The following is an 18,146-nucleotide window of genomic DNA, read 5'->3' as shown; positions in this document are numbered from 1 at the left end:
GCCGCTCACTGCGACAGCTCCGCGAAGAACGCGTCCTCATAGCTCAATGCAATCATGGAAAGGCGAACTGGAAGGGTGAATTATAAGGGTGTTGTTCCCAGGAATCACTCCTTTGCAGTTATCGATGCGTTCATTCGCGCCTGCCGGGATGCCGGCGTCGAGGACTGCAATTTGAGCCTTGCGAAGCTGCTTTAACAGGTCAGCCCTTTTCCTGGCGGCCCAACGAGCATCCTGATTATTTTCGCGACAAGAGAAGCGCCCAGCTTATTCGTCTCGGATGACAGAGCGGGATCAGCCACTCGCCTTAAGAATTCGTGAAGAGTGGCGTTTGGATAAGCAAGGCTGATCCATTTCAGCAACCACTCATATGCCTGCGACGCATGGTCACGTCTGCAGGCTCGCTCCAACTTGCGGACGCTCCTATGAGCGATCCTCGGCGTGGGCGCGGAGTTCCTTCACGCTGAGAACAACGATGCGATGGCCGCGGGCTTCGATCACGCCGCGCTGTGTCAGCTTCTGCAATCCGCGCGTGACGACTTCCCGGACGGAACCGAGACGTGCTGCTATCTTGGAGTGAGACAGAGGGAGGGAAAACGAGATGCCGTCTTTGAGTTCCGGCGTACTTCTCCGTGCCTCTTCGAGCGGCAGGGTTGCTAGCCGCTGACCGACATCCATCAAAGCGAGTTGTTCGACCATCCGCAGTTTCTTCGCGATAATCTCCAGAGCAGTCAAAGCCGTTCAGGATGCTGAAGCATGAATCGGCGAACATCTTCTCGACCGAGAGAGAGGACCTCTGAATCCTCCTCAGCGATCGTCGTGGATGGATAAGGACCGCCATCGAAAACTGAGACCTCGGCCGTCGGACTGCTTCCGCACCATTTTTGAGCAACCCTGCTATGAGCAATTCGGGGATCGCGGAGGAGAAGGGGCGGAGAGGAGGTCGAAGATGAGTCGGCTGATCTCTCCGCCCTTTTGGTTTTCTTTTAGCTTCGTAGTGCGGCGTCCGCTGCTTCGGCGAGCGGTACGACTGCGTCGAAGAATGCCTGGCTTTGGCCCAGGAACAGGCCGGAATTTACCAGGCCCGTCGCGGCCGCAACCGCTCCCGCGGTATTGGTGTTGCGGGGCCTGATGACCGAGCAGACGGGCAGGCTTTTATCCAGAAAGGTGCAGGGTTCAGGCATGATGTCGCCGCGGTTTGGGTTCTCCCGAATGTCGGGAAAACTCGGGCCGTCGTGGCCTTCGAGTTTGCGGATTCGTTCAAGGGCAGTTTGGAAGACGGCGAAGTGGTAGACCTCCACTGGGCCGATGGAGGCGAGGATTGCCACGACGTCGAGGTTCGTGACCTTAGTCATAAACGAGTTGTAGAGGCTGCTTCCACCTTGCTCGATTGCTGCAAAGTGAAAGGCGGCGGTCTGTGCAATAGAACGGAGCTCATCGCCGCCAAGCGAGTCGGAGGTAGGAACTGCGGGCTGGTTGACGATGTTGGCTATCTGGGCGAAGGCATCTCCGAAGTCGGGGTTTCCGGCCTGGCGGTAACGCTGGTAGTAACTCGTATCGACGGTCAGATTCTTCAGGTTGGTCAGACGGCCGATGTTCTTCGCGCCTTCGACGGGTACGCTGGGCAAGGTGCGGAAGGGATCGAGGTTGATTGGTGTTTTGCCGGCAGCGACCAGGAATGCATTGATGAAGGTGGCATGGCTGCGCTCGTCTTCCAATACCCCACAGATGTAGTCGGGAAGCGATTCGTCGATCCTCTGAAGGGCATTGCGGTAGCCGGGATTGTTGGTCGCGAGTTCGCAGTATTGTTCCCAAAGATCAGATTCGACGAGTTCTGCCGCTGCGAGGAACTGCAATACGGCTACATCGCTATCGTTGAGTGAGGGCTTTGATTCGGCGAAAGCGATCTCTGTTCCGTTCATTAAAGCGAAGCCGGGTATGGCGATGGCCGCACCTGCTGCCGTCATCTTGAAGAACGAGCGGCGGCTTTGTGTCGATACTGTGCTGGAACTGCTCATAAGACACTCCTTGTGTTATTCCCTTTTGTTTTCGCAAAAAATTCGGGTTCGCCCTGATGGGAGTGCCTGCGTGTCAGCAAGAGATAAATGACAGCCAGTATCATCACCATGAGAGCATCGACAAAGAACCAGCCATATCCCAACACGAAAATGTGACTGAGAATTACGGCAGTCATCCACACAATAGTCAATCCCGCTCCCAAGTTGGCTGTCTTCGGGATCAGGAGCAGAACCGCCACCACTGTTTCGAACACCCCTGACCCTAGCCGGAATACCGGCTGAGATACCAACCCGTGGACCGCTTGCGACATCTGCGTGAACAGGGTCACCGAATCTGGCATCCCTGCAAACTTGAGAAAGATAGCGGCATACAGAAGGTTCACGGACACGAACAGGCGAATTGAAAGTAGTGCAGGTCTATTACCCATAAAATCTTGCCCCCGTGCTCGAACCGGCCAATGCTTCGCGAGTGGTAGTACTCATTTCTGAGTCTTCATGAACCGGGATCATTGGCGCCCGGCTTTAGCTGCAGCTTGCTCGATTAAGTCTGCTACTTCTTTCGGGTGAGAAAGCATTGGCACGTGACTGGAGGGAACAGTGATCGATGTGGCCTTCATTGCCGCCGCTTCGGCCTTCTCGAGTTCCGGAGAAACGGCGCGATCATCGCTGGCAATCACGGACCAAGATGGCTTGGTCTTCCATGCGGCAGTTGTGATTGTGGCCCCGAAAACAGCTGCCGCTGTGGGACCCTGTGTCGCCGTCAACAGCTGCTTCTCCTTGTCTGGCAGATCCTGGGCGAAGTCCTCAGCGATTCCCTTTGGGGTCACCGTCAGAAAACTTTCAGCATCCGCCCGGACTTCGCTGCCTAGCGGAGCCGGCGGAAACGGTTTGGTGACCGAAGCAACGGACTCACCATCCGACGGAGCGAGGGCAGCCACATAAACCAACCCGACTACCTTTGGATCGTTTCCTGCCTCCGTGATAACCACTCCCCCGTAGGAATGGCCCACTAGCAGTACAGGGCCATCCTGCAATGCGATGGCACGCTTGGTGGCGGCGACGTCATCAGCCAGAGAGCTCAATGGGTTCTGCACAGCGACCACATGTAATCCCTTGGCTTGAAGCAGTGGAATCACTTTGGACCAGCTTGATCCATCGGCCCACGCACCGTGAACAATGACAATGTTTCTAACCGCTTGAGAAGAGTTCGTCTGAGCGACCGCTCTCGTGTGAAACACTGCTGTCAGTAGGAATGCTGCAAACGCAATCAAAGCAATTCGGTATGTTTTCGAGAGAGTCATATTTTTCTCCTTCGTTGCATCAAGATTGAAGCCATAGTTCATCACGCTCTTGCCGCAATCAGAGTCCGCAAGAGCCGACGCAGTCCTTGTAAAACGGTCTGCTACAGGTCCGGCTTACACCACGTTGATCGTGACGTCGATGTTGCCCCGTGTGGCGTTGGAATATGCACATGTCTCGCCGTGCGTGGCGTCCACAATGGCAAGGGCGACTTCGCGCTCCAAGCTAGGCAGGCAGACGTTAAGCCGTGCTCGGAGGAAGTAAACATCGCCGGAGTTACACAAGTCTATTTCGGCATCGACGGTTACGTCAGCCGGAAGTTTGACCTTCATTTTGCTGGCCACAAGTCCCATCGCGCTGATGAAACAGGCCGACCAGCCAGCGGCAAACAACTGTTCCGGATTGGTGCCAGTTCCTGGAACTCCAGGAGCCGAAAACTTAACATCTAAGCGGTCATCATCACTTTGAGAGATGCCGCCGCGCCGACCTCCCCAGGTATGGGTCTTGGCGGTGTACATCACTTTCATGACTTCATGGTTTGAACTAGCTACTGCGTTGGCTTTGGACATCTCGATTTTGCTCCGTGCGCCGGTCATAACCGGCAAGCTATAGTGAATGAAAATCTCTTAGTTGAAGGATTGGCACCACGACCCCGAGTCAGTGGAGCCGCGCGCGATCTGAGTCGGGTTCCGATTACAGGTAGGCATTAGGAAACCTCAAGAATCACTTCCAGCTCAACGGGGGTACCGAGGGGGAGGCTTGCAACGCCGTAGACGAGTCGAGAAGGATTCCTGTCTTTTCCAAAGACCTCTTGCAGCAACTCTGAAGCGCCGTCAGCCACCTTTGGGTGTTCGCGGACATCTCCAGATGTGGCCACCGCTACGCCAAGCCGAATAACTCGCCTCACTTTGTCGAGCGACCCCAGATGCTGCCGCGCGACAGCGAGGGCGTTGAGCGCCGCCACCCGAGCCGCCTTGTGACCCGCTTCTACATCGAGTTCAGCGCCGACGCGCCCGATGAATTTCGCTCCGCGGCCATGCGTGGGTAGCATCCCGGTTAGAAAAAGTAGGTTGCCCGCCTGTACCGCCTCCGCATAGATGCCGAATGGTTCAGGCGGTGTCGGGAGCTGGATGCCAAGTTCTTTCAACCGCTGCTCGGCGCTGGCAGGCCGAGAGCCATCCCGGCTTACCATTTGCCTGCGTGAGCGCCGCCATCCACGTGCAGTATTTCGCCCGAGGTGAACGTGGCGTCGGTCAGAAACAAAGCCGCGTCGACGACTTCTTTAACTTCACCTAGCCTGTCGACTGGGTGCAGCCCTTTGAGAAAGTCGTGGGTTTCGGGTTTATGCATGGGAGTATTGATCACTCCCGGCGCTATGGTGTTTACACGAATGCCATCCTTCGCGTATTCAATGGCGAGTGCGCGCGTCACCGCATTCAAGGCGCCCTTCAGCATAATTTGAACAGCTGCCCCTACACCTGCGATCGGTTGGTCGACCAGGGTGGTTGAGACGTTGATGATGCTGCCCGATTTCTGCTCCAGCATTTGCTTCACGGTGAGCTGTGATACGTAGAGAAAGCCTGCTAGTGTGGTGGAGACTAGGGTGTTAAAGTCTTCAGTCGTGTACTCGGTGAAAGGCTTCGGAATAAAAACACCAGCATTGTTGATCAGCACATCGATCCGGCCAAATCGGGATAGGGCAGTATCCACGATCTTTGCAGCCGTGCGCGGGTCGCCGATGTCTCCATCGACCAGTGCAAGATTCGCGGACGCTGCGAATGGATTGGCTTTAGTCACGTTTCGCGAGTTTGCGACTACGTTGTAACCTCGTTTCAAGAACTCATCCACGAGACCCGCGCCGATACCTTGTGAGGCGCCGGTAACGATTGCTGTTTTCCGCGTATTTACCATTTCTAATCTCCTTTATTGTTCGGTTCAGGCCGATTGGAACCAACCTCGGGGCACCCAAATCTGTGGAACATCTTGAGCGCGAGCTCCCCGTTTCAACCCATAAACAGCTGCTAACAGAGCGACTATTGCGAGCCGATTTGTTGATACATTTGCTCTGAGCACAACTCTGAGTAAACTGCACATCGCATACGGAGTTGTTCGGATTACTGCTGGGGTGGTCGGATTCTTGCTACATTCATGCACCCTGTGGCGGATCTCCAGCTAATTGCAACCAGTCGGTAGACTGTCTCAGGCTGTCTTGAGCGAGATCACTGCGAGGGTTCGAATGAGTTGCGTAGGCACTCTCGGGGCGTCTAGTTCAAATTCCGTCATAGCGTGAATACCCGCGCTTTGCCCAATAGTCCGGCGGTTCGTCTTGAGTATAGGTAATCCGGGTAATTGCCTTGATGTTCTTCAAACCTAGTTTCACAGGTACAAGCAGTCGCAGCGGAGCCCCGTGCTCCACTGTGAGAGGCTTTCCGTTCAGGTGAGTCGCCAGTAGAGACTGCGGATGCTCGGCTGTCAGCAGGTCAATCGAAACGAAATATGGATCCGAATTCCCGTTTGCGTCGAGATTGATCGCCGATTCGATGTGGGCCCATTTTGCTTGGGACACCGGCGGATAAGCATGCAAGAGATCGTCAAATCTCAAACCGGACCACCATGCGATTGCGCTCCAACCCTCCACACACACGAGGCGAGTAATCTGGTCATGGATCTGGTGGTGTGCGAGAAGGGTGCCGATGTCGAGAGAAACGCTCAGCCCGGAGGACAGCCCATCGAGAGTCAGACGCCACCCCGAAATATAAGCCGGATCTGGCGTCGCGCCGTTGTAGTTGTTCTTAAGCGGAGTAATCTGCGATTTAGTATAGGTGGGCGCCAAATGATGCTGCGAATAGAGCGCTGTTGACACATCATCGTCGAATCGCAGTGCTTTGTTCAGAAGCCATTTGTCTTCCGGTCCAGTCTTAACTGGATCGAGACCCAGCCGTTCGAAAACCTCCCGGGGAAGCTGCGATCCGCCAACTGCAAATGTGGCGAGCGCTCCCGCACCGAAGATCAGCAAATTACGCCGAGTCCAGCGGTGCAGCATCGAGGGTTCGACTTCAATCGGTTCGGCCGGTCGTTCGCTGAATGCGCCCTGAAACTTCTTCAGGAGAACAGATCCCCTGGCGGACTTTGGTTCCACATCATTCTGTTTAGAACGCATGATCGGAAACCTCCGAGCACGCGAATTTCTTGGACCAGCCGGTGATCATGCTCCCCAACGTGTCCCAACCAGCGGCGATAACCAACACAACATGCGGAATCGCAAACACTACAAAGAACCACATCAGCCAAAAGTGCCAAACGCGGGCCTTATCGAATCCGCCGAAGATGGCTGCAAGCCAGGAGAGTTGCGCCGGTTTGTGAATTGCCCACCCAGTGGCGACAGCGAGGAAGCCGCCAGCCGCAACGGCAAAATAGGAGAGCCGCTGAAGGGGGTTGTATTTTGTGCGAAATCTGGGATGCGTTTGGCCGCGCTGAGCCAATATGGCGTAGGGTAAGCCGAGATAATATCTGGCCATCTGCAAAACGCCGCCAGCATCGCTCAGCCGGGGCAGGAGTGATCGCCATCCCCCTCCCAGAATGAGGCCTGCAAGGTACACCAGCCCGTTCAGCATCAATGAGTACGCGCAGAGCCAGTGAAAACGTAGAGCGTAGGCGAGCATGAAGGGTCCAAGGCTGCTGTGGTTGTAGACCCAGTCCGCCGGGTCTGCGTAGTGGTGCAGCCATGGAACGTGAGCACAAATCCAGATTCCCGCGTCAGCGAAGTAGTCGAAATTACCCGACTGCGGATCCGGATTATGTCGATAAACGGGCGAAGCCCAGTAGATCGATATGCCGCTCAGAATCAGGCCGACGAGGAGCGGAATGGTAAGCCAATGACTGATCCGTACTAAGATGTGGTGCCGACGGACTACGAGCGCGCGGGCCTTGGGAGACAGCGCGCCTGTAGCCATTCGTTCACTGTGGATTTGTCTGCCAGATGACACGGCATATCCCTCTGGCTATTACTTGGTATTTCCCGAGGGGGGTCCGCCGATCACGAGGATCATATGCGTGCTGAGCGTGCCATCCGTTTGTTTATCGGTCTTGGCGTAGGCCGTCTCCCCTGCCGCCAGCTGAACCTCGCCGGGAACAACACTTACGACCGCAACATTCGGCGGCACAGAAATGGTCTGTGCTCCATCCTGATAGTTAACGACCAGTGTTGTTCCGGTTCCTTTCTGCACGACGCCGTTCGTCATTCGAGAGTGTGACTCGGGCGCGCGCCGCAGGGAAACAGATCCGTTGGTCATCCGACTCTGAGTCGTAGCGCCGGGCTGCGCATCCATTGCAACGCTGCCTTCCACGGCGCCTCGCAGTTCCGACGGAAATATGAAGATCTGCTTTGCCACCTCCGTTCCGTCCGGCAGCTCCGTTGATGCGACACCAATATACGCATTGTCCGTGATGTGGTTCAGGTCCGAGGGAACTACCTTATATGTTGTGAGTGGCTGCGTGATGTCGATATGAAAAAGCCCAGATTTATCCTGGATTGTGATCGAATGATCCCCGACAGACTGAACCTGCCCCAGGGCACCCGAGATGGGTGGTGCAACATCCTGAGCCCGAGCTCCCGGGTTGAATCCAAAAGCGACTGCCACTAGAGCGACCATCGCAAGAGGAAACATGCGGTGACGGCTTGCGTTGAGCAGACGTTGACTCGTGGTTTTGGCACTCATTGACCCAGAGTGTCCGTTCGCATTGGAGGGGAGTGTGGCGCTGCTTAGCTCTTTATTGCCAACCGTGACGTATGACATTTCATATCTCCCTTGTTGTTCCCGCAATCAAGCATCAGTTGATCTTGGGCCGGTCATTTGACCTTGTTCAGTCTCGCGGCTTTCTCCGCGCGAATTCGTGGGTGGGTTCAACGAAACGCGGAGGCCAAGAACGATTCGAACAGGTCCTCTACGTAACGGGCACGAATACCGCCATCAATCGGACTTGCGATTCGAATTGTTCCCGCCTAATTCTTCGAAGGTGTGCTTGCAAGGATCTCAACTTTTTCGACCTGCGGGGGAGTCGCGAACAATTCGTTGGCCCGAGCCCCCAACGTCTTCGCAATCTCGCCAGTCAGGTGGGCATTGCGGCCCGCTTCATTTGCAAAGGTGTCGAAGATGCCGAACTTCCCCGGCCCGATCTTGATCGCATACCATTTCAACGTCCCATTTTCATTGCGCGCGAGAGGCTGAGCCGACTTCAGAAATGCTTCGGCATCGGCCTCCTTACCTGGACGTGCTTCGAGCGTGACTAACAATCCAATTGCTTCCATTGAGTTACCCTTCTGCGTTGAGTTATTCCCGACCGATTGGAACCGGCCTCTGCTCACAACTCTGAGTAAACTGCACATCGCATACGGAGTTGTGCGGGTTTCTGCTCGGATGGTCGGAATCCTGCTACTTCATGCTGCTAGAGACAGAACTCCAACGACTTTCAATTAGGTTTCCAGGGTGCCCTGAGTGAACGACGCCGAGACTTCGAACGAGCTGCGGCGCGCGCAGTCAGAATTGTTGGCGGAGGACGCAGTGCCGAGGCAGATGCAAGGAGCGATGATTTACAAATTCCGGTGAGCCGCGACGTTAGCCACGAGGTGAAAGGCAGCCCGTGAGGGTGACGTGTGGCTGCGAACCACAAATCAGAGGCGTAGCATATCTTCGGAATGGGTTTCCGAAACGCAACTCACTTCGGAATTCAGCAAATCCTGGCGATACTGAGTTGGATTAACTCCACAGACTTCACGAAAAACTTGCGCAAAGTGCTGCTGAGTTCTGAAGCCACAGGCCACGGCCACGTCCAATACTCGCGCATCGGGTGCACGCAACATCGCTTTAGCGCGCTCGACCCTTTGGCGCAGAACAAATTGATGCGGGGTCTCGCCGGTTGACTTGCGAAACATCCGCGCGAAATGGGCTGTGCTCAATCCTATCGATTGCGCCATCTCGTCGAGACTCAAGTCGTCCCCGATCTTCGCATCGACCAACTCTTTAATCCTTCGCAAGCGCGCTGAGCCTAGTCCGCCTCGGTACATCTGCACAGGACGGTGCCTTACTGCATGACCCGTGACCAGGGCTACGGCCATCGCCTGTTCAACAGAATCCAGAAATAGCCGCCCGCTCGGAAAGCCAGCAACCATCTCCGCACGCGCGGCGGCAACCAGCGCACTCAAGCGGGAGTCAGCAAACTTACGTGAAGGGTGCAGTTCTACCTCGCCGTAAGTTCCGTCCGAGCTGGCCATCAGGGCCGCGTCGGAAATACCGAGCTGCAAATGCGGTACGTTCATGAGTCCAACCCACTCTCCCTCATGACGATGGCACAGTGCTAAGTCGCCCTTCGCATAGTCGAACTTTTCCAGCGCGGAACGCTTTGAGCCCCATTCAATTGAGCCGGGCCCCAACATCATTGCGAAAGCCTGATCATGCCGCACCCAATGACGTGGCTCTATATCAGACTCGGGTTGAAAGAGTTCAACTCTCATTCTTTTGCATCATGCCTTCACATTGTTGATATGGCCGAGAGCTCAACAGGCGCTGTTCAAAGTCATCTGATTTGATGAATCTCCGCGGCAAGGCGATACATGTATCTCGCGTGAGGGCAAGGCTCTCAAACAAGTTCTGGGCACGCCATTTGCCGGATACCCAGCAATGTAGTTGAAGGTGCAACAGCACACCACCCTGGGTCCTCTCCGGAGATCCCGATCCAGGGTACTGATGGGACAACCGATGACCTGAACGCTTGACTCGCGCGGAAATGCATGCCGCGTGTTGTGATCTTCTTGAGCGGAGTTCCTATCAGAACCTCACCTGCCCAACAAGTAGAGCGACCTCGAAAGAGGCTGGCGTCGCCCATTCTGCAGCATTCACATTTTGCACATTCCAAAAGAGTTGGAAGATCGCCTTAAATTAAGCAAGGCAGCGCACGACCAATACGCGACCACACCCCAAAAAGTGTCATGCTATTAAAAATAGGTAACTTAGCCAAAACACGCAAAAGCCTCCCGAATGGGAGGCTTATGATTTAACGCCTGTAAGTTATTGATTCTAAATGGTGCCCAGAGACGGGATCGAACCGCCGACGCCGGCCTTTTCAGAGCTGCCTAGCAAGCCAACTAAGTGGTCTGGAATCAGCGGATATCATTGAGATGAAGAGTGTTGTGGCCTCTTCCATTTAGGATGGTTTAGGACCATTTGGGATGGTTTCGACCGTACGATGGTCGTGTATTGGTCGCGCCGGTCGAAACGCTCTCTGGCTCCCGTGTCTTCCATCAACCGCTTTATTGGCCGTAAATGATCCGTCAATTTGTCTCGCATACAGAGCAAAATGTTCAGTCGGCGACAAACTCGATTGCCGGGATGATGACGCGCATCTACTGTTTAAGCTGGGATGAGATCGGGATTTTTTGACACACTTCCCGGAATGTTTTTGGAGGACTGCATTGGATCTTAAATGCTCTGGTCAAGCTGAAGCGGCAAAGGTGGCGCTGTGCTCGACTGCCACGCTGGATGACCGCGTTCGGTGTAAGTTCTGGATTCTAATTGGCGTCTCCGACGGGATCCATCTCTCGTCAGCACGAGAAAACAGCCGGATGTTGCGATAACGGTGAACCGAGCCGTTGTCCAGGCAAACAGATCCGTTGGTCATCCGACTCTGAGTCCGGATCGGTGGTAGACCCATTGTCCTGGCTATGTGTCAGCTCCTCCTCTGGATTCTGCGCCCGGCGAAGGATGGGCAGACGATTTCTCAGAGGTCAAGCGGATTCCTTACCTCATCTTGATAGAGAAGTCGATTTTGAGCTCGTTCTTTATCCTTGTGCCTCCACCAACGCTGACTGGCTGAATACCGAAGTCAGTCTGTTTGATCATCGTACTTCCAATGTATTTGCCGTCGAGTGAATTCACGTGCACCAGTACCGTCCTGGTTTCGCCATGTAGGGTTAGCTGGCCTAAAACATCCCATTCTCCCTCTGCCGTGGATTGCACCTTGTCGGAAGCAAAATAGATTTCCGGGAAACGGCTGCTTTCCAGAACTCGCTCCTGCATCGCGTGTTGAATCTTACTCCGGTGTTCTTCCGGCAGGACGGTCAGGCGGATCGCCTCCACCCGAAAGCTGATCTCCGCTGAAACTCCGTCATCAATCGTTCCGTTCGCAATCGGAGCTGTCACCGTGTACTCGTGGGCGGCGGCCAAGAGCAGCCCGCTCTTGCCCACATGGATGGTGAGCGTGCTTTGCTCCGGGTCGATCTGTCTCTCGACCGCGAGCGCGTATTGGCTCCCGAAGAAACAAAGCAGAATCGACAGAAGGATTGCTTTCATAACCATCTCCCACGTAGCCTGAGCGCGTCTCAGCCGACACGGGCGTTTCTGTCGCCCCGGTGACGGGACCGATATCATTTTGGCAACTGGATTGGAAGCCATGGACTGCGCATGCAGCGTGAGCGCGTTAAGATTGCCGCGCCTTTCAACCACATCGGCGTAGTCAGATTTGGAAAAAAGGCGCGAAAAGGATCGCGCCTGTCTTTAAGGTTTCATTTGATTGTGCTGCTGGCAGAACTGCTCGAAGATGCATCTCCTTGATCGAATCGCACTGTTTGGTTGCCCCATTCGATGTCCTGGACAATGTTTCCATTGGTAAAGCGAATTGCCGCGTCACGATATGGTGACTTCTCCTGAATTACTGTGGCTGAGGCGGTGACGATCGTCTCCTTTCCCTTCATGATGCTGACGCGGACAGATGAACCGGTGCCTTCCCACTGAACGCGATAGCTCCCTGGGGGTATTTGAGTTCCGTTCACAATCACGGTCTGTTCTAACGTGACTTCAGCCCGATTCCTCGAGGCGGCTGGCAACACCGAGGGCATCATTAGCATGAACGAGAGTAGTAAGGTATGCTTCGGTTTCATTCCGTGGGACATGATCTTCTCCAATCTCTGGCATTTCTGCAGATAGGATGAGACGCATTGTCGCGGAGAGTACCGTAGACATATCTGATAGTATCATTCGAATCGAGCGGCACCCTTCTTCGAAAGGCCCCTGAACTCAACCCTTCGGTTCGACGGGTCAGTTACGTACCAATTGTGAGAATCCGGCCTCAGAGGCATGCATGCATTAAGTGCATTCGCCCTGTGTGGCTGTTGAAAAACTCTTCTCTAGAAATCTGCTAAATAATCGCGCCATCGACTTATAGCTTTGAAAATCACATTGAATGTTTGAGCTGTGTCTATTGCCGACAGCAATGCTACGCGGATCGCTGATTGTCCAAGTCGGGCGTGACACTGCCCGCTCTGACTAAAGAGACCAACCAAGTCGTGATCCTTTCTTACCCTCGACTAGATGGCTTGCCTCGTTTTTTTCGAGCCGATTATTACAACGACCGACGGTAGTTGCTTGGCGTCATGCCCGTGACACATCGGAAAATGCGGGCCATGTGATGCTGATTGGCGAAGCCGCTCGACTTGGCAACCTTAGTCAGCGAAGTGCGAGGATCGCGCATCAAGGTTTGTGCTCTTTGCACTCGCCGATCAAGCAGGAATTGATAGGGCGTCTTACCGGTACTCTCGCGGAAACTCCGAATGAAGTGCGATGTGCTCAATCCAGCCTCGCACGCCAATTCATCCAGTCGAAGGTTTCCTTCGAGGCGTGCCTCCATCAATGCGATGCACCGACGCAGAGTAGAGGGCGCCATCCCTCCAACGGATTCCGATATAAGTGGTGCAGCAGCAGAATAATAATGAATAAGGTGGCTCGCTAAAGCGGCCGCTATGCTGTCCAGAAAAAAGCCGCCACTGGGAAAACCCTGACGCTTTTCGTACAGAAGAATCTCCATGAGATGGCGCATGTTGTGATCCTGTAGCCCATGACGCTCCTGCAGTTCAACTCGTTGCTTCCGGCTATCGTGCAGAGCTTGCTCCAGGATTTCATTCTGCAAAAGCACGAGGGCGACGTTTGCGGGGTTTTGCATCTCCATGCGTCGCGGTTGGTTGAATTCGCATATCGACAGACTGCCAGCGCTCACGTTTATCGATAGCAGGCCTTTCGAGCTATGCCAGTGGGCAGAGTAATCGGAGAGGATCAGGCCAAGACGGACATCATTAACTGCTGGAAGTACCCATTCTCCTCGGGGTGCTTCCACCACGGCCACATCGACTGGCATGAAATCCCGCTTCGCTGTTGGCAGAATGCTGAGCGGAGCCGTCTTTGATGTAAATGCACGACTTATATTCATGCTGAACGCCACTTACACCGACCGGTGAACACGTTCTTATAACACTCAGATGTCCAGCGCATCAGCAACGATTCTGAGAGATCCGCTGAACAGTGCGTTTTGTAGCCCGAATCTTCTCGCGAATTAGAGAAATCCATTCATGGAAATGACCTGTATCTAAAGACGCTTTTCTGTGTCGAATTTCGCTTAAACCGTTCGTTATGAAAACAACGACGGCATAACCGCTCGGTCTCGCCGACATCGAACTTGGTGTGCTGGGAAATTGTGCGACCAGACACGAAAACCAGAAGCGTGAAAATGCGTAATTCACAGCAAGAATTTGTAATTCAATCCATAACTAAACGGGGAGAATTCTCCGGAACGCTGAAAACACCAATGAGCCAGTCAACACTTGAACAGAAGAGCCATTGCAGGCGCAGTGCAGAACTCAAATGGTGAGCAACTGCGCGAATCTTAAATGTGCCAAACCACTGCATTATTTGCGAGAAGGTCGAATCTTTGTCTTCAATGTGCAAGATTCGTCTGTGAAAAGTTCTGATGAGAAACAGAGTCACCAACTTGAGCATTATTGGCTTTGTGGTGCTTGTTCTCAGAAGTTCGTGGTCAAAGATCTGAGTGGCGACATTCGGTTGGCTCCCAGGCATTCGGTCCGTAAGTCTGTTGTCCAGAAAAAGGGTCGAAGACCCGCCCTGTCGCGACGGCTTTGGCCTGGTAAGCGAGACGTAAAAGGCATGAGACAGCGGTCCAGTGAACACCGATTGATCTCGTGAAAGCGCGGCGAAAAGGCGCAGTATATGAAAGGACGCTCCCGATCTCCCACTCCACAAGGGAGAAGGAGTTCGGAGCAGAGAAAAGGATGGAAACAATGGCTCTCAAAGGCAAACCACGCGACATGAACAAGTGGCGGGAAGTACTCCTCGATCCGAATGTCCACTTCCCCGGCGAGTCGAGCGAATACCGGCGCGCGCGCAACGAGCTGTTGGAGGCTGAGGCAGAGCTCCGGCGGCAGAACGAGCAGGTCGCCGCCCAGCGCCGCGCACTCCCAGCTGGCGGCCTCATCAGGGAGGACTACGTCTTCGAGTCCGCGGCCGATGGCAGCAAGGTCAGGTTCTCGGAGTTGTTCGCACCGGGCAGGAACTCGCTGGTCATCTACAACATGATGTTCCCGCGCTGGTCAGAAGACCAACGAGCGGGCGCCCCAGGGGGCAAGACAGCCGAACTGCCCCTGGTCGATCAGCCGTGCCCGTCATGCACATCGGTCGTTGACGGGCTCGATGGTGCTGCTTTTCACCTCGCCGAGCGCATCAACCTCGTCGTGATCGCGAAGACAAGCCCCGATCGGCTCGGCGCCTACGCACAAGAACGCGGCTGGCGCAACCTGCGGCTGTTGTCCTCGCGGAACAACACCTTCAACCGCGACTACCATGCGGAAGCACCGGACGGCGGGCAGCTCCCGGTCCTGAACGTGTTCTCACGCGGCGAGGACGGGATCTATCACCACTGGACGAGCGAGATGACATTCAAGCGCGGCGACACCAGCTCCCTCGACCCGGTCTGGGTAATCTACGGCGCTCTCGATTTGACGCGCGAGGGACGCGGAGACAGCGCTGCCTACCCCAACCTGCAGTACTAGGAAGTCCTCGTTGAAGCGGCAAGAATCAGTATTGAAAATGACCGACGCGAGTTACGGCAAGTTCGAGTGCGCCATTTGCGCCCGCGCGATTTCCGAGCGCGCGTTTTTCGCCGTCGCGGCGTTGCTGTTCGCCGCCAGCGCGGCGGTGACGATCGTCTGGTGCAACTCGATGTCGGCGATGGGCGGGATGACGATGGCCGGCGGGTGGACGATGTCGATGGCGTGGATGCGAATGCCCGGACAGTCGTGGGCGGGAGCGTCGTCGTCGTTCGTCTGTATGTGGGGCGTGATGATGGCGGCGATGATGCTGCCGTCGCTGGTGCCAATGCTGTCGCGCTATCGGCGAGCGCTGGGCGGCGCGGAAAATCTTGGCAAGCTGACCGCGCTGGTTGGGGCCGGTTATTTCTCGGTGTGGACCACGTGGGGAATCGCCGCCTTTCCGGTGGGGGTCGCGCTGGCGGCACTCGAGATGCGGCATCCGGCGCTATCGACCGCGGTTCCGATCGCGGTCGGCGTGGTGGTCGTGATAGCGGGCGCGTTCCAGTTCACCGCGTGGAAGGCCCGTCAGCTTGACAGCTGCCGCGATGCGCCCGGGCCCGGCGCGCTTTCACCGTGCGCCGCCACCGCGTGGCGGCACGGCCTGCGCCTGGGGCTGCACTGCAGCCAGTGCTGCGCGGGCCTGATGGCGATCCTGCTGGTGATTGGCGTAATGGACCTGCGCGCGATGGCGGTGGTGGCGGGCGCCATCACGGTCGAGCGCCTGGCGCCGGCGGCCGAGCGGGTCGCGCGAGCGATCGGAGCGGTCATAATCGGAACCGGCTTGTTTCTGATCGCGCGAGCAGCCGGGCTCGGATGACGCGCAGCGCGTGCCTTGGGGCCCGGACAGGTCACCAGCAACGACCGCACGCTGCAATCGATCGCACTGGCCCGGCAGCCGGTGCCCATGACGTGTTCGATTATGAGCGCGACGACATCCGCACAGAAATCGCGAGCGGACCTCCGGATTCGACTACATCGTGCAGCTACCGCTCGGACCTCGCAAGCGAAGTATCCACCTCTTGTTCGATTTGCGACACCGTCGGAGCCCGGAGATCGAGGAGGTGGACGAGGTCCTTGCTAAAAAGCAAATCGAGCGTCCAATCCAAGGCTACGCGGACCTTCTTCTCCAAACGAGGCAACTTACTCAGATAAATGGTGCGCCACAGAAACCAGGCAACGAAACCTGAGAAGTTAATTCCAAGAATGTTCGCCACACCGGTCCTTCGGCCTATCGCTGCGAGCAGACCCAACGTGGAAAATGAGAACCGCGTCTTTGTGCCGCCACGAATCGTCGCGGTTACGTTCTTCGCAACAGTTTTACCTTGCCGGAGGGCATGTTGAGCGGTCGGTGGATGTGGCCGGCCAGTCTTGTGGTCTGTAATCGAAGCGCAGTCACCCAGCGCCCACACGCCCGGCCAATCCTGCACTTCCAGGTACTCATTTGTCACAATACGACCGCGGTCCAATTTGCATGGCAGTGTGGCAATGAGAGGATTCGCAGATGTCCCTGCGGTCCAAATCATTGTCTTCGTCGGAATAGTAGAGCCGTCGCTCAGGTCCACCACATCCTCGTCTACACAGACAACCTTTGTATTGACTCGAATCTCTACTTTGCGCTCTGACAATTTTTTCTGAGCGTACGCGCCCAATTTTGGCCCCAGTTCCGGGAGGATCACATCACCCGGATGTGCCAAAACCACCCGGAGCATGGCTGCCGTAAGATGTGGATAGAACCGAATCGATTCGCGCAGAAAATCGTTCACAGCGGCCACCGTCTCGACCCCGGCAAAACCACCGCCAGCAACAACAATCGTCAATAAATTAGGCCGTTCGCCGGCCGCACACTCAAAATCCGCCTCCTCCAACATATCGATCAGTTGATTCCTCAAGTGAATTGCATCGCTCAGCGACTTCATCGTCATGCCCCTGCGCTCAAGGCCCGGCAGCCCGAAGAAGTTTGTGGTCGACCCAAGAGCGAGAACGAGATAGTCGTAGTTAAGTTCGTGACTATGGCGCTCCGGACCGTGCACCACCGTCACGTGCTTCGAGGCGAGGTCAATATGTACCACCTCCCCATGAAAGAACACGACGTGGCTTAGGAGCTTCCGGACTGGGTTCACGATATGTGTCATATCCAGATCGCTTGCAGCAACCTCATGCAGCATGGGAGTGAAGAGGGTAAAGTTCTCCCGATTGACCAACGTGACCTGCACATCGCTATCGCGGGCGAGCGTCTGTTCAAGCCCGAGAGCGGTATAGAGTCCACCGAACCCACCACCGAGAATCAGCACCTGTTTGCGCGTTCTTGCACTCATTGGTTCACTACAACTTTCTGTTGAAGCTGGATGCTCCCCCAAAAAAAAGCACGAGGCTAGCAAGATTCGACCCTGAAATACCATCGCAAAGGTTGCTCCGATGACTTGATCGTTGAAGAACGAGCCAGCGGAACCGCTTGAGGCGCTTCCGCTGTGCCTTCATTACTCTTTGAACAGTGCGACGCGTGAGTGACGGCCGCGCCCGCCCGCATTGCCGCGGCACCTATGGCTGCTTCCGTCAGCATCGTGTCATTTGCGCCGGCCTGACGCGCTGCCTTCACATGCAACTCAATGCAGTATGGGCATTGCGTCGTGAGCGCAACGGCGACCGCCATCAACTGTTTGTGCAAGACATCGATAGCACCCTCTTTGAACGCCTCTTTATCAAAAGCCCAAAAGGCTTTCATCGTGTCAGGCGCATTCTCATCGAGCTTTTTGAGCCGAGTGAGATTCTTCATATCAAACATCTGGGTGACTCCATTTCTATTTTGTATAGGCGCTTTCGAAGATGAGAGGTACTGAGAGCGCGTTTGGTTACACGTCTCAGGGCTTCAAGAGTGACTCCACAAAACGCACGGGAATGGCAAAATT

At 55.4% G+C, this 18,146-nt stretch carries 20 protein-coding genes; 2 read left to right on the top strand and 18 right to left on the bottom strand.

The genetic code is table 11. The features are described from left to right. Nucleotides 1-191 precede the first annotated feature (191 nt). The 16 genes from H7849_RS27740 to H7849_RS21840 all read right to left on the bottom strand — a co-directional run bounded on the left by H7849_RS27740 (nucleotide 192) and on the right by H7849_RS21840 (nucleotide 13,568). The gene (locus H7849_RS27740; RefSeq protein WP_490337736.1) at nucleotides 192-431 is read right to left on the bottom strand and encodes a BatD family protein; all 240 of its coding nucleotides are present in this window, start codon (nucleotides 429-431) and stop codon (nucleotides 192-194) included. Continuing rightward, nucleotides 421-696 (bottom strand): Crp/Fnr family transcriptional regulator, encoded by a 276-nt coding sequence (locus H7849_RS21910; protein ID WP_186742540.1) that lies wholly within the window; start codon nucleotides 694-696, stop codon nucleotides 421-423. The genes H7849_RS27740 and H7849_RS21910 overlap by 11 nt, the downstream gene beginning before the upstream one ends. A 287-nt stretch (nucleotides 697-983) precedes the next feature. Next, the gene (locus H7849_RS21905; RefSeq protein ID WP_186742538.1) at nucleotides 984-2,015 is read right to left on the bottom strand and encodes a ferritin-like domain-containing protein; all 1,032 of its coding nucleotides are present in this window, start codon (nucleotides 2,013-2,015) and stop codon (nucleotides 984-986) included. Further along, nucleotides 2,012-2,443: a hypothetical protein gene (locus tag H7849_RS21900; protein WP_186742536.1), complete on the bottom strand. Its 432-nt coding sequence runs from the start codon at nucleotides 2,441-2,443 to the stop codon at nucleotides 2,012-2,014. Before H7849_RS21900 ends, H7849_RS21905 begins: the two co-directional genes overlap by 4 nt. A 78-nt stretch (nucleotides 2,444-2,521) precedes the next feature. Beyond that, nucleotides 2,522-3,316, bottom strand: coding sequence for an alpha/beta hydrolase (locus H7849_RS21895; protein ID WP_186742534.1), 795 nt, complete (start codon nucleotides 3,314-3,316; stop codon nucleotides 2,522-2,524). A gap of 114 nt (nucleotides 3,317-3,430) precedes the next feature. Beyond that, a complete protein-coding gene (locus H7849_RS21890) occupies nucleotides 3,431-3,883 on the bottom strand; it encodes an organic hydroperoxide resistance protein (protein WP_186742532.1) in 453 nt (150 codons plus the stop codon). Between the two features lie 137 nt (nucleotides 3,884-4,020). After that, a complete protein-coding gene (locus tag H7849_RS21885) occupies nucleotides 4,021-4,506 on the bottom strand; it encodes a RidA family protein (protein WP_186742530.1) in 486 nt (161 codons plus the stop codon). After that, a complete protein-coding gene (locus tag H7849_RS21880; RefSeq protein WP_186742528.1) occupies nucleotides 4,500-5,225 on the bottom strand; it encodes an SDR family NAD(P)-dependent oxidoreductase in 726 nt (241 codons plus the stop codon). The genes H7849_RS21885 and H7849_RS21880 overlap by 7 nt, the downstream gene beginning before the upstream one ends. A gap of 358 nt (nucleotides 5,226-5,583) precedes the next feature. Further along, nucleotides 5,584-6,474: a molybdopterin-dependent oxidoreductase gene (locus H7849_RS21875; protein WP_186742526.1), complete on the bottom strand. Its 891-nt coding sequence runs from the start codon at nucleotides 6,472-6,474 to the stop codon at nucleotides 5,584-5,586. After that, the gene (locus H7849_RS21870; protein WP_186742525.1) at nucleotides 6,464-7,267 is read right to left on the bottom strand and encodes a cytochrome b/b6 domain-containing protein; all 804 of its coding nucleotides are present in this window, start codon (nucleotides 7,265-7,267) and stop codon (nucleotides 6,464-6,466) included. The genes H7849_RS21875 and H7849_RS21870 overlap by 11 nt, the downstream gene beginning before the upstream one ends. A gap of 51 nt (nucleotides 7,268-7,318) precedes the next feature. After that, the gene (locus H7849_RS21865; RefSeq protein ID WP_186742523.1) at nucleotides 7,319-8,110 is read right to left on the bottom strand and encodes a hypothetical protein; all 792 of its coding nucleotides are present in this window, start codon (nucleotides 8,108-8,110) and stop codon (nucleotides 7,319-7,321) included. Between the two features lie 206 nt (nucleotides 8,111-8,316). Then, nucleotides 8,317-8,622 carry a putative quinol monooxygenase gene (locus H7849_RS21860; protein ID WP_186742521.1) on the bottom strand — a complete coding sequence of 102 codons (306 nt, stop codon included), beginning with the start codon at nucleotides 8,620-8,622 and terminating at the stop codon, nucleotides 8,317-8,319. Nucleotides 8,623-8,985: 363 nt separating this feature from the next. Beyond that, complete coding sequence (locus tag H7849_RS21855; protein WP_186742519.1) at nucleotides 8,986-9,825, bottom strand: helix-turn-helix domain-containing protein; 840 nt, start codon at nucleotides 9,823-9,825, stop codon at nucleotides 8,986-8,988. A gap of 1,282 nt (nucleotides 9,826-11,107) precedes the next feature. Next, entirely contained in the window at nucleotides 11,108-11,659 is a 552-nt protein-coding gene (locus H7849_RS21850; protein ID WP_186742517.1) for a YceI family protein, read from the bottom strand. Nucleotides 11,660-11,871: 212 nt separating this feature from the next. Next, nucleotides 11,872-12,258, bottom strand: a complete 387-nt coding sequence (locus H7849_RS21845) for a hypothetical protein (RefSeq protein WP_186742515.1) — start codon at nucleotides 12,256-12,258, stop codon at nucleotides 11,872-11,874. 449 nt (nucleotides 12,259-12,707) lie between these two features. Then, the gene (locus tag H7849_RS21840) at nucleotides 12,708-13,568 is read right to left on the bottom strand and encodes a helix-turn-helix domain-containing protein (RefSeq protein ID WP_186742513.1); all 861 of its coding nucleotides are present in this window, start codon (nucleotides 13,566-13,568) and stop codon (nucleotides 12,708-12,710) included. Nucleotides 13,569-14,433: 865 nt separating this feature from the next. On the opposite strand from H7849_RS21840, the gene H7849_RS21835 reads away from it, so the two are divergent. Together H7849_RS21835 and H7849_RS21830 are read left to right on the top strand one after the other, a co-directional pair. Beyond that, a complete protein-coding gene (locus H7849_RS21835) occupies nucleotides 14,434-15,201 on the top strand; it encodes a DUF899 family protein (protein WP_251106400.1) in 768 nt (255 codons plus the stop codon). A gap of 10 nt (nucleotides 15,202-15,211) precedes the next feature. Then, nucleotides 15,212-16,057, top strand: a complete 846-nt coding sequence (locus H7849_RS21830; protein WP_222439715.1) for a DUF2182 domain-containing protein — start codon at nucleotides 15,212-15,214, stop codon at nucleotides 16,055-16,057. 166 nt (nucleotides 16,058-16,223) lie between these two features. Here the strand turns inward: H7849_RS21830 and H7849_RS21825 are convergent, their stop codons facing one another. Together H7849_RS21825 and H7849_RS21820 are read right to left on the bottom strand one after the other, a co-directional pair. Further along, the gene (locus tag H7849_RS21825) at nucleotides 16,224-17,555 is read right to left on the bottom strand and encodes an NAD(P)/FAD-dependent oxidoreductase (RefSeq protein ID WP_186742511.1); all 1,332 of its coding nucleotides are present in this window, start codon (nucleotides 17,553-17,555) and stop codon (nucleotides 16,224-16,226) included. Nucleotides 17,556-17,611: 56 nt separating this feature from the next. Then, complete coding sequence (locus H7849_RS21820) at nucleotides 17,612-18,022, bottom strand: carboxymuconolactone decarboxylase family protein (protein ID WP_186742509.1); 411 nt, start codon at nucleotides 18,020-18,022, stop codon at nucleotides 17,612-17,614. Nucleotides 18,023-18,146 lie beyond the last annotated feature (124 nt).

Source organism: Alloacidobacterium dinghuense (assembly GCF_014274465.1).
GTDB classification, from domain to species: Bacteria; Acidobacteriota; Terriglobia; order Terriglobales; family Acidobacteriaceae; genus Alloacidobacterium; species Alloacidobacterium dinghuense.
This window is presented reverse-complemented; position numbering and strand designations above follow the sequence as displayed.

Excerpts from the sequence above, each read along its gene's own strand:
- H7849_RS21890 (WP_186742532.1), bottom strand. The coding sequence starts at position 3,883 with ATGTCCAAAGCCAACGCAGTAGCTAGTTCAAACCATGAAGTCATGAAA.
- H7849_RS21855 (WP_186742519.1), bottom strand. The coding sequence starts at position 9,825 with ATGAGAGTTGAACTCTTTCAACCCGAGTCTGATATAGAGCCACGTCAT.
- H7849_RS21845 (WP_186742515.1), bottom strand. The coding sequence starts at position 12,258 with ATGTCCCACGGAATGAAACCGAAGCATACCTTACTACTCTCGTTCATG.
- H7849_RS21860 (WP_186742521.1), bottom strand. The coding sequence starts at position 8,622 with ATGGAAGCAATTGGATTGTTAGTCACGCTCGAAGCACGTCCAGGTAAG.
- H7849_RS21910 (WP_186742540.1), bottom strand. The coding sequence starts at position 696 with ATGGTCGAACAACTCGCTTTGATGGATGTCGGTCAGCGGCTAGCAACC.
- H7849_RS21905 (WP_186742538.1), bottom strand. The coding sequence starts at position 2,015 with ATGAGCAGTTCCAGCACAGTATCGACACAAAGCCGCCGCTCGTTCTTC.
- H7849_RS21895 (WP_186742534.1), bottom strand. The coding sequence starts at position 3,316 with ATGACTCTCTCGAAAACATACCGAATTGCTTTGATTGCGTTTGCAGCA.
- H7849_RS21825 (WP_186742511.1), bottom strand. The coding sequence starts at position 17,555 with ATGAGTGCAAGAACGCGCAAACAGGTGCTGATTCTCGGTGGTGGGTTC.
- H7849_RS21840 (WP_186742513.1), bottom strand. The coding sequence starts at position 13,568 with ATGAATATAAGTCGTGCATTTACATCAAAGACGGCTCCGCTCAGCATT.
- H7849_RS21835 (WP_251106400.1), top strand. The coding sequence starts at position 14,434 with ATGGCTCTCAAAGGCAAACCACGCGACATGAACAAGTGGCGGGAAGTA.
- H7849_RS21870 (WP_186742525.1), bottom strand. The coding sequence starts at position 7,267 with ATGGCTACAGGCGCGCTGTCTCCCAAGGCCCGCGCGCTCGTAGTCCGT.
- H7849_RS21875 (WP_186742526.1), bottom strand. The coding sequence starts at position 6,474 with ATGCGTTCTAAACAGAATGATGTGGAACCAAAGTCCGCCAGGGGATCT.
- H7849_RS21850 (WP_186742517.1), bottom strand. The coding sequence starts at position 11,659 with ATGAAAGCAATCCTTCTGTCGATTCTGCTTTGTTTCTTCGGGAGCCAA.
- H7849_RS21885 (WP_186742530.1), bottom strand. The coding sequence starts at position 4,506 with ATGGTAAGCCGGGATGGCTCTCGGCCTGCCAGCGCCGAGCAGCGGTTG.
- H7849_RS21820 (WP_186742509.1), bottom strand. The coding sequence starts at position 18,022 with ATGTTTGATATGAAGAATCTCACTCGGCTCAAAAAGCTCGATGAGAAT.
- H7849_RS21900 (WP_186742536.1), bottom strand. The coding sequence starts at position 2,443 with ATGGGTAATAGACCTGCACTACTTTCAATTCGCCTGTTCGTGTCCGTG.
- H7849_RS21865 (WP_186742523.1), bottom strand. The coding sequence starts at position 8,110 with ATGTCATACGTCACGGTTGGCAATAAAGAGCTAAGCAGCGCCACACTC.
- H7849_RS21880 (WP_186742528.1), bottom strand. The coding sequence starts at position 5,225 with ATGGTAAATACGCGGAAAACAGCAATCGTTACCGGCGCCTCACAAGGT.